Here is an 11075-nt window from a genome sequence, read left to right as displayed (position 1 = left end):
CTGCTAAAAGGTAAGCTTGTGGGCAAACGTGAAGGGGTATTATTAGGTAAACAACAAGAAAAATATCAACTTTTAGAAAAAATTATCCAAAATAAATATGGAAAGAATGAAAGAAAATGGCTAAGAACATTGAATCAAGTGCAATTAGATCATATCACTGATTTCATTTTTGATTATGATTCTATCGAAGAATTAAAAGTAGCCATTGAACAAATAGGTAACTAGTATGAAAGAAGCAGTAGAATAAAATAAATAATCGAAGTAAGTTATTGAATCGTTTTGATTAAGATGAAAAAGCGATACAAATGGGTCTTGTATCGCTTTTATAAAAGGTTTCTTACTGGAAAAATTTACTTTTTTATAATATGTGGATCAACTTTGTTTGGCTCATCACCATATCCATGAAGGCATAATCCTGCAGGGCCTTTGATGACTTCACCGGTATAAGAGAAACGAGAACCATGACATGGGCAATCCCATGTCTTATCTACATGATTGAATTCACAAATACATCCCATATGGGGACATGTAATATCTAAAATAAACAACTCATCATCTTCATCACGATATACACCATATAATTTACCATCTATTTCTATCTTTTTCGCTTGCTTCTTTAAAGGATAATCAATATCTGCTTTATTAAAATGGCCTTTCAGATAATGATAAGCCGTATTTAAATTTTCCTTTAGGAAGGGGAGCGATAAGAAAGAAGCTCTTTGGGGAGAAGCCATCATTGCATAATTACTGTATTGATCCAATAAATAGGCACTTAGAATTTTAGCAGCCATATTACTTGTGGTATTTCCCCAACCACGATAACCACTAGCAAAATACAGGTCATCATTATGCTTATCTAATTTTCCAATTAATGGTAAATAATCAAAAGTAAAATAATCTTCATTAGACCAACTTTCTTCGATATCGTGAATTGGATAAATGGTAGGTAGGCTTTTTTCAAAGTCTTGATGCTCTTGTAAGGAGCCTTGACCACTTTTATGTGGATATCCGGCCATAACGATATCATTTGCGAATATATTTGCACTATGCATCGGTACTTCAATGTTGATCATTATGGAAGGCAGTTCTTCCTGTTGTAAATGCGCATAGCATAGGGACTCTTGCATAGGGCGCATTCTAGTGAAATATAGATGCATGTGATCAATAAATGGAAACTGACAAGTGAAAACTACTTTATTAGCAGTAATGATGTGACCATTAACACTACACTCATATCCATGTTCACTTTGTTTGATATCGCAAAGTGCACTATGCTCATATATAGGAATATCACGTTCATCTAGCACATCACTTAATCCAAGACAATATGCATATGGATTAAATTTTGCTTGATGGTGAACTTGTAAACCGGCTTCCATTTCGACGGGTGTTCTTGTTGATTTTAAAAATTCACAAGGAATTCCAAGGTCTAGATAGGATTGATATTCATCTTGTAGATCTGCTACTCTAGTTACATCATTGGTATAAAGAATGGCATCACTGTTTTGATAATCACAATCAATATGATGATCTTCTATGATGGCCTTTATGGAAGTCATGGCATCACATTGTGCTCTATAATAACGTTGAGCAAAGACCTTATCATATTTTTCAATCAAGGTATGATAAAGAAGACCATGTTGAAATGTCAATTTACCGGTATTTCTACCACTGGCACCATAGCCGATTTGATCGGATTCTATTACGATCGCATCTTTTGCGGTCTTACTGATATAATAAGCACAAGATAAACCAGTCAATCCTGCCCCGACGATCATCATATTAACATGGAGATCATGATCCACCGAAGGGTAATGTTTTTCTTTTTTTGTATGTTTGATCCAATAGGAATCATTCATGTATATCACCTCTTTTTACAGTATGGTATGTTTCATGGATTTTATAATTGAAATCAAGAAAGAATCTAACTATAATAAGATTAATGATAAGGTGGTGCGTGAATGAAACAAATTTTGATCATAGATGATGATATCCATATCGGTGATGTCGTAGAAGAAACGTTGTTAAGGGAAGGTTATGGTGTATCTCGAGCCTATTCGGGTACAGAAGCATTGCTTTACCTTTCTCAACATCATCCTGATTTGATTTTATTGGATTTGATGTTACCCGGCTTAAATGGAGAAGAGATTTTGCCTAAGATCTCATCAATTCCGATCATCGTGGTAAGTGCGAAGGTAGAAATCTATGATAAAGTTCAGCTATTGTTAGGGGGGGCTGATGATTATATCACGAAGCCTTTTGATATGTCTGAACTTTTGGCTCGTATTAGCGTACAGCTTAGAAAAACAAAAGAGTCTGTTTGTCAAGTATTACAATTTAAAGAGCTGACTTTAGATACCATATCTCACAAAGTTTATCTAGACCAACAAGAACTTAAGCTAACAAAGACTGAATATGCGATTTTGAAGTTATTGATGAAACAACCTTCTCAGGTGTTCACAAAGTCAAATATACTGGATGAAATCAGTAAGGATACACCGGATTGTGTGGAAAGCTCTTTGAAGGTTCATATCAGTAATCTAAGAAAAAAACTACGTAATATTAAGGATAAAGAATATATAGAAGCTATATGGGGGATCGGATTCAAAATGAAGGAATAAAGCTTTACCATTTCTTAACGTTTTCCTTTACTGTTTTCTTAATCTTTTCTTATTATAATGAAGCAGTCACGAAAGGAGATTATGGAGATGGAATATATCGTAACGTGTCAGGCATTAAATAAAACCTATCGACAATTTCAGGCTTTGAATGGATTGACGATGCACATACCGAAGGGGTCAATTTATGGCTTTGTCGGGAAAAACGGAGCTGGTAAAACAACTTTGATTCGTTTATTGTGTGGACTTCAAAAACCAACAAGAGGAAGTTATACCTTGTATGGAGTACCACATGATGATAAAAATATCACGAAAATGCGTAAAAGAATGGGGGCAGTGATAGAAACACCTTCCATTTATTTAGATTTGAGTGCTGAGGATAACTTGAAAGAACAATATCGTATTTTAGGTATGCCTTCAAATGATGGCATAACAGAGTTATTGCATTTGGTTGGCTTAGATCAAACGGGTAAGAAAAAGGCAGGTAATTTTTCTTTAGGAATGAGGCAAAGGCTTGGTATTGCGATTGCACTTGCCGGAAATCCTGATTTTTTAGTATTAGACGAGCCAACCAATGGGTTAGATCCAGAGGGTATCATTGAAATCAGAGAGCTTATTTTAAAACTGAATAAAGAACAACAGATTACGATATTGATTTCTAGCCATATACTAAATGAATTATCTAAGCTTGCCACACATTATGGCTTTATTGATCATGGTATGATCGTGAAAGAAATCAGTGCACAGGAGCTAGAAGCGGCTTGTCGAAAATGTGTTCGTATTCATGTGTCTGATATTACTGCCTTATCACAAGTGCTTGATGAAGAAACGTTGGATTATCGTATATTATCTGATCATGAGGCTGATATATATGGTGAGGTAAATATATCAAAACTAGTCATGAGGCTGGATCAGTTGGATTGTATGGTCGATTCCTTACATGAACATGATGAAAGTCTTGAGAATTATTATATCAATTTAGTAGGAGGTGGTAGACATGAATAAATTATGGTATGCGAACCTTTTACGTTTAAGGAAAAATAAGTGTTTTTGGGGTTGTATGTTATTGATGGCAATGATGGCGGTGTACATTCCGGTAATGCGATACTTACAGATGAAGGAAACCGGTTATATCAATCGTCTTGATGTCGGCTTTTTAATGTGTTCATTGCTTGTACCGATCGCATTGTCAATCTTCAGTTCTTTATTTGTAGGTCGAGAATATAGTGATGGCACGATTCGCAATAAGATCATGATAGGACATAAAAGAGTTCCTATATATCTTGCTAATCTTAGTGTCAATATGTTGGTTGCATGGCTGTTATGTACTGTGTTCTTTGTAGTTTATTTATGTGTTGGCATACCGCTATTGGGAACCTTTGAAGCAGATATCAAAGTGATATTATTATTGGTAATGACGGTATATTTATTGGTGTTTGCCTATTCGTGTATCTATACGATGATTTCAATGATGATCACGAGTAAAGCAGTGAGTTCTATTACATGTATTATGAGTGTATTATTTTTGATCCTAGCTGGTGCTTATATCAATTCCCGTTTACAGGAGCCTAAGGTATATCCTGCTTATACACTTGACATGGATGGTCAACAGGAAGAAAAAGAAGAGCCGAATCCTAATTATTTAGAAGGAACTTCAAGGGATGTTTATGAGTTTTTATATGATTTTCTTCCAGGTGGGCAAGTGGTGCAATGTGCGTCCATGCAAGTATCACATCCAATGAAGCTAATGTTATATTCGAGTGTGATCGGTATCCTATCAACGATGATCGGAATGGTTCTATTAAACCAAAAGGATCTTAACTAAATTTAGCAAGAATTCTCCCGCTTCTAAAGTGATAAGCGTTGCTTGAAAACTTGATGAGTTATCAAAATATGCTATAAAAATCAATCGTAATGTATCAAGGGAGATAAATAATGAAATGAGGATATGCGATTCGTATCAGCATAACTTAATACTTATAAAAACCGTGGGGCACATAGGGGAAGCGTGCTTATGCTGTAACCAATGGGTTACTCGAACAAGAAGTCTTATTACTTAGCATTCGCATACGTGTGGAGAATGTCACATGGATTGAGGTGGTATCATGATATATTGTATCTTGTGTTGTATGGTAATGATCTTATTTTTAAGCATGCGAATTTTTCTTATGCACAAATCAATCAAAGAAATACAAGATCAATTGATAGAGAAACGAAAACATGATACCAACACCTTGATTTCCATATCTTCTCATGATACAAGTATCTGTGAATTGGCTCAATGTTTGAATCAAGAGTTGATCTTGCTTAGAAATCAACGTTTGCGTTTTCAACAGGGCGATTTAGAATTAAAAGAATCTATGACAAATATATCCCATGATCTACGTACACCATTAACTGCGATTTATGGGTATTTGAATCTTTTGGAAAAAGAAGAAACCTCTACAGAGGTACGACATTATATAAACATGGTGGAAGATCGTGTAAATGTATTAAAGCAGTTGACAGAGGAACTTTTTCGATATTCTGTTTATGTGACAAAGCCAAAGGAAACATTTGATGTTGTAGACCTGAAGCGTGTGATCGAGGATTGTTTATCTGCTCATTATGCTGCTTTGAAAGGTTGTCATATTACTCCTGAAGTACATATATGTAAACAACCTGTTTGTGCGTATGTTGATCATTTTGCTGTTCATCGTATCTTGAATAATATCCTCAGCAATGTGATAAAGTATAGTACAGGAGATGCTGTCATTACCTTATTGGAAACAGGAGAAATCATTTGTTCAAATCATACTTGTGATTTAGATGATACTACGGTTGGAAAACTATTTGATCGATTTTATACCGTGGAAAGTGGAGTGAAATCTACAGGACTTGGATTATCGATTGCAAAGCGGCTGAGTGAACAAATGGGAGGAGAAATTTTTGCACAATATCATGATCAAAGATTATCTATTCACTTACAATTACCATTGTATCATGAAGATAAAAGCTAGCATTGGTTTATAACTGTGCTGGCTTTTTTCCTTTGTGAAATCAGCCACTTTATTTGAAATCATAAAAAAGAGGTAGACAAAGGTAACTGATTTTGTTACACTACTGCATAGAGTGAGGAGGGATAAGATGTATAGATAACAAATGATATGTTTCAACAGATACGAAAAGTAAGATCATGTTTTTTCGTTATGTCTAATGTCATGTTGTTATCGATAACCTCTATGAAGGAGGTGCATCTTATGCTTCAAATAAAAAAACTAACCATAAAAGATTTAAAAAATCATATATTACTTGAGAATTTTAATTATTCCCTAGGAAATAGCGATAAAGTAGGTATTATCGGAGAAGAGGGAAATGGAAAATCTACACTTTTAAAAGCAATCAAACAAAAAGAATTGATCGAAGATTATGTGGTTATCGAAGGTGACATCATTACGAATTTTAAGCATATTGCTTATTTTGAACAGCAAATACACCTGAAATGGATGGATGCAGAAATTTATGAATATCTGTTGAAGAAAGATGTGGATGATGAAATAGAACCACATCAATATAACGAATTACTAGCTTATGAAACCATGTGTCAGCATTTGTTTTTACCATCTGATTTCATTCAAAGACAGCAAACACTAAAAACCTTAAGCGGTGGAGAAAAAGTAAAATTACAACTCTTAAAGCTGATGCATGAGCCAATGGAATTATTGCTGTTGGATGAGCCTACCAATGATTTGGATATCGAAACTTTAATGTGGTTAGAGCATTTGATTTTGACCTTACCGATTCCTGTTATGTTCATATCTCATGATGAAACTTTGTTGGAGCATTGTGCGAATGTTCTGATTCATTTAGAACAATTAAATAAAAAAACAAAATGTAAGGCGAATATCTATCGAGGAAGTTATCAAGCATATGTCAAAGAGCGATATTCCTCAAGAGAAAAAGATATGCAATTAGCACAAAAAGAAAAGCAGGAGTATAAGAAAAAGAAAATCAAACTAAATGATCAGATGAATGCAGTACATGATGCATTGAATGATACGGTAAGAGATCCTGGCAAGGCAGCAATGTTAATGCATAAAATGAAGAATATCAAATCATTGGAAAAACGATTTGAGAAGGAAGGCTATACACATGTAGATTCCATTGAAGAAGCAATCGATGTGCATTTTGAGCCTTGTGCTCTACCGGAAAGTAAGCGAATCTTAGAACTGTATATGGATCATTTAAGTATTGGGGATCAATGTCTTTTATGTGATATTACGTTATCTGTTTATGGTAATGAGCACATCGTGATTACAGGAAAAAACGGTTGTGGAAAAAGTTTATTAATGAAACACATCTATCATATTTTGAAACAGCGAGAAGATATCAAACTTTGTTATATGCCACAAAACTACATGGATCGTTTTGAAGCTGATGATACACCGATTCGTTTTTTGATACAGACAGGTGATCAACAGGAGATAACGTTGATACGAGAGTTGCTTGGAAGAATGAAGTTTACAAGGGAAGAAATGGAACATCATGTTTTGTCATTGAGTGAGGGACAAAAGGCAAAGTTATATTTGATCAAAGCAATAAAGGAACGATGTAATGTGTTGTTGTTGGATGAACCTACAAGAAATTTATCTCCATTGACCAATCCTATGATACGAAAGATCTTAAGTGACTTTGAAGGATGTATCATAGCGATATCCCATGATCGTAAGTTTATCGAAGAAGTCGCAGATAAAGAATATCATATTGCACATCATCACTTATATCTTATGGATTAATAAGTCATAGATGTAAAGATTTGAAATAAGTACCCCACTCATTGCGTATGAATGTAGAAGTGGGGTTTTTACATTAGGTAAACATTAGGTGATAATTTCTAAATATAGAATGAAGAGGTTGCGTGTTCCATAGGATTACGCTATAATATAACGGTTGTTTGTGCAACTAATATAAAGAGGTGATTTGCATATGCCCGGAATAAACAAGTATGCATCTATTGTATATCGTATTTCTCAAACCTATTTCGATGAACAGTTAAAGCAATTTCATATCGGTAGTGGTCAACAGTTTTTTCTTTTGAGAATTTATCAGCATCCTGGTATTTCACAACAAGAACTTGCAGAAAAAGGCTATTATGATAAAGGGACAACCGCAAGAGCTGTTAAAAAATTGGAAGAAGAAGGTTACATCTTACGTAAGGTAAATGATCAGGATAAACGTATCATACAGCTTTATGTATCGAAAAAAGGTGAAACACTGATTCCGGTCATCACAAAAGCAATTGCGGATTGGAGAAGTATCATTACTGAGGGATTAAGTGATGAAGAGAGTGCGCAAATAGAAAATGGGATGAAATACATAGCAATGAATGCTCGTTCATATGCAAAAGGAAAAAGTTATAGAAAGAGGGTAAATGAAGAGTATGAGTCAAACAAACATAAGGACTAAAAATCCACTTGGTTATCAACCAGTTGGTAGATTATTAATGCGTTTTGCGATTCCCTCTGTCATCTCCATGCTGGTGAATGCGGTTTATAATATCGTAGATCAGATTTTTATCGGACAGGGAGTCGGCTATCTTGGGAATGCAGCTACCACGGTATCATTTCCGATCGTAACCATTATTCTTGCGATAGGTACGATGCTTGGAGCCGGAGGAAGCGCTTATGCGGCAATCAAACTAGGGGAAAAGAAGGAAAAAGAGGCAGAAAATACGTTAGGTAATGTCTTTATTTTGCTTTTGGTCATAGGTATCATTATGACAGTATTAGGATTGGTATTCTTAGATCCTATTTTACAAGTATTTGGAGCAACACCAAAGAACATCGGATATGCGAAGGATTATGCAAGTATCATCTTACTTGGTACCACTTTTAATTTGTTAGGTATTGGTTTAAGTAATATGGCTAGAACGGATGGTAGTCCTAATGTTGCGATGTATAGCATGGTGGTTGGTGCTGCATTGAATTGTATCTTAGACCCTGTTTATATCTTCGTATTCCATTGGGGTGTTAAGGGGGCGGCAATCGCAACCATTACTTCACAGATCATTTCAACGATCGTATTGTTGTATTATTTCACGAAAAAGGGAAATATGAGACTTCGTCTTGCACATATCAAGTTGAATGGGATCATTGTGAAAAGTGCATTTACTTTAGGGATATCTAGTTGTATTACACAGTTATCTTCAACAATTTTACAGATCGTATTAAACAATTCCCTTGTTTATTATGGGGATCAGACATCAGTAACCGGAGATGTGGCGTTATCTGCAATGGGTATCGTTATGAAGATCAGCATGATCATCGTATCTATTTGTATTGGTATCGGAATCGGGGCTCAGCCTATTTTAGGATTCAATAAGGGAGCAAATCAACCGAAGCGAATCAAGAAGACCTATATGTTAGCAAGTAGTATTGCGACAGGGGTTACTGCGATTGGATGGATCGCCTTTATGTTGATTCCACATATCATATTGATGCTATTTGGAAGTGCAGATGAGAATTTTACGAATTTTGCGATCAAAGCTATGCGTATTTATGATCTTGGAGTATTTACGGCAGGGTTTCAGATAACGGCAACTTCTTATTTTCAAGCGACCGGACAGCCGGTAAAAGCGAGTATCTTATCAACACTTAGACAGTTGTTATTATTGATACCGATGATTTTAATTTTACCATTGATGTTCGGTTTGGATGGAATTCTCTATGCTGGGCCTGTGGCAGATATCACCAGTGGTGTCATCGTCTTCTTCTTTATTCATCATGAGTTGAAAAAGCTGAATGAACAGATTGCTCAGGAAAAAGATCAAGAGGAGCTTGGTGTTTATAGTGATACTGTGATAGAATCTTAAGTTCTTTGTCTATTGGTTTATCCAATAGACTTTTTTTTATAAATCATTTTCTTTGATCAGTTAAAATGGTATCATAAAAGTGAAAAAAAGCGATGAATAAAGGCTGTTTAATTCTGTCATCTGGGATGGTGACAAAGCTGAATTTCATTTGATTGTGTTTTGTCTGAGTTGAAATTATACTGAAAGTGTAAAGAGGAAAGCACTTACAGAAAGAAGGGAATTTATGAAAGAATCAGTTCAAAAGTTTGGTCGTTTTCTAAGTGGAATGGTAATGCCAAACATCTCAGTATTCATTGCTTGGGGAATCATTACCGCATTGTTTATTGAAGCAGGATGGTATCCAAATGCAAAGCTGGCAGCTATTGTTGTGCCAATGCAACGATTTTTGCTTCCTACCTTGATTGCTTATTCAGGAGGTAAAATGATCTATGATACCAGAGGAGGTATCGTTGGTGCTGCAGCTGCAATGGGTGTGTTAGTCGGTACAGAAGATCCAATGTTTATCGGTGCAATGATCATGGGGCCATTCGGCGGTTATCTTATCAAAAAACTAGATGAAGTGTTAGAGGGTCACATTCCGGCAGGTTTTGAAATGTTGATCAATAACTTCAGCGCAGGTATCTTAGCAGCAATCCTTGCGATCTTTGGATGTCTTGCAATCGAACCGGTCTGTGTGGGAATCAAGGATGGTATGGTCGTATGCGTGAACTTCTTGGTTGAAAATGGTTTATTGCCATTGACCTCTATCCTGGTAGAACCTGCAAAGGTATTGTTCTTAAACAATGCAATCAATCATGGTGTTTTTACACCACTAGGTATGGATCAGGTTGCGGAAGCAGGAAAATCTATCTTCTTCTTGATTGAAGCCAATCCCGGACCGGGACTTGGATTATTGCTTGCTTATTGTATTTTCGGTAAAGGAAATGCCAAAAGTTCAGCACCAGGAGCGGTCATCATTCATTTCTTCGGTGGTATTCATGAAATTTATTTCCCATATGTATTGATGAATCCACTAACATTGCTTGCGGTAATCGGTGGAGGTATGACGGGAGTATTTGTAAACAGCTTGATGGGATCAGGTTTGGTATCCGCAGCATCTCCGGGAAGTATCATCGCTGTATTGGGAATGTGTGCGAAAGATAGCTACGTAGGTGTCATTCTTAGTGTATTGGCGGCAACTGCAGTATCCTTTGTTATCGCAATGTTAATTTTGAAATTCACCAATAAAGATGGTGATGATGCATTAGAACAAGCAAAAGCAACGATTGGTGATATGAAAGCAGAAGCAAAAGGAACCAAAGAATTAAAAGCCAGTAGTAGTGTTACAAAAATCGTATTTGCATGTGATGCCGGTATGGGTAGCAGTGCAATGGGCGCAACTACGTTAAGTAAAAAGTTAAAAGCAAATGGTATGGATATTGATGTAAAACATTATGCAATCAATGATGTTCCATTAGATACAGAGGTCATTGTTACTCATCAATCCTTGATGGAACGTGCACAAAGTCATTGTCCAAATGCAATCATCTTCCCAATTACTAATTTTATGGGAGGAAGCGAATACGATGAAATCGTAGAGAAATTAAAACAGAAATAGGAGGAACGAT

10 protein-coding genes are annotated in these 11075 nt (G+C 35.7%); 9 read left to right on the top strand and 1 reads right to left on the bottom strand.

The genetic code is table 11. The features are described from left to right. The coding region (locus UGRO018_RS13630; RefSeq protein ID WP_463667567.1) for a hypothetical protein at positions 1-225 on the top strand (225 nt) is incomplete at its 5' end. A gap of 125 nt (positions 226-350) precedes the next feature. On the opposite strand, the gene UGRO018_RS13625 is transcribed toward UGRO018_RS13630, so the two are convergent. Then, positions 351-1859, bottom strand: a complete 1509-nt coding sequence (locus tag UGRO018_RS13625) for an FAD-dependent oxidoreductase (protein ID WP_416327043.1) — start codon at positions 1857-1859, stop codon at positions 351-353. Positions 1860-1961: 102 nt separating this feature from the next. On the opposite strand from UGRO018_RS13625, the gene UGRO018_RS13620 reads away from it, so the two are divergent. From UGRO018_RS13620 to UGRO018_RS13585, 8 genes are all read left to right on the top strand, one after another. After that, positions 1962-2621: a response regulator transcription factor gene (locus UGRO018_RS13620; protein ID WP_416327042.1), complete on the top strand. Its 660-nt coding sequence runs from the start codon at positions 1962-1964 to the stop codon at positions 2619-2621. An 87-nt stretch (positions 2622-2708) separates the two neighbouring features. After that, the gene (locus tag UGRO018_RS13615) at positions 2709-3623 is read left to right on the top strand and encodes an ABC transporter ATP-binding protein (protein WP_416327041.1); all 915 of its coding nucleotides are present in this window, start codon (positions 2709-2711) and stop codon (positions 3621-3623) included. Further along, positions 3616-4443: an ABC transporter permease subunit gene (locus UGRO018_RS13610; protein WP_416327040.1), complete on the top strand. Its 828-nt coding sequence runs from the start codon at positions 3616-3618 to the stop codon at positions 4441-4443. Before UGRO018_RS13615 ends, UGRO018_RS13610 begins: the two co-directional genes overlap by 8 nt. Before the next feature lie 280 nt (positions 4444-4723). Then, on the top strand, positions 4724-5617 hold the full coding sequence (locus UGRO018_RS13605) for a sensor histidine kinase (RefSeq protein WP_416327039.1): 894 nt from the start codon (positions 4724-4726) through the stop codon (positions 5615-5617). Between the two features lie 240 nt (positions 5618-5857). After that, positions 5858-7393 carry an ATP-binding cassette domain-containing protein gene (locus UGRO018_RS13600; RefSeq protein WP_416327038.1) on the top strand — a complete coding sequence of 512 codons (1536 nt, stop codon included), beginning with the start codon at positions 5858-5860 and terminating at the stop codon, positions 7391-7393. A 190-nt stretch (positions 7394-7583) separates the two neighbouring features. Continuing rightward, positions 7584-8063 (top strand): MarR family winged helix-turn-helix transcriptional regulator, encoded by a 480-nt coding sequence (locus UGRO018_RS13595; RefSeq protein WP_416327037.1) that lies wholly within the window; start codon positions 7584-7586, stop codon positions 8061-8063. After that, a complete protein-coding gene (locus tag UGRO018_RS13590; protein WP_463667566.1) occupies positions 8029-9468 on the top strand; it encodes an MATE family efflux transporter in 1440 nt (479 codons plus the stop codon). Before UGRO018_RS13595 ends, UGRO018_RS13590 begins: the two co-directional genes overlap by 35 nt. A gap of 223 nt (positions 9469-9691) precedes the next feature. Beyond that, positions 9692-11065: a PTS mannitol transporter subunit IICB gene (locus UGRO018_RS13585; RefSeq protein WP_416327036.1), complete on the top strand. Its 1374-nt coding sequence runs from the start codon at positions 9692-9694 to the stop codon at positions 11063-11065. Positions 11066-11075 lie beyond the last annotated feature (10 nt).

Origin of the sequence: Hoskinsella mucinilytica, from assembly GCF_045223415.1 — a bacterium.
Classification (GTDB): Bacteria; Bacillota_I; Bacilli_A; order Erysipelotrichales; family Erysipelotrichaceae; genus Hoskinsella; species Hoskinsella mucinilytica.
Note: the sequence above shows the minus strand (reverse complement) of the source record. Positions and strands in the feature narration are given on the sequence as shown.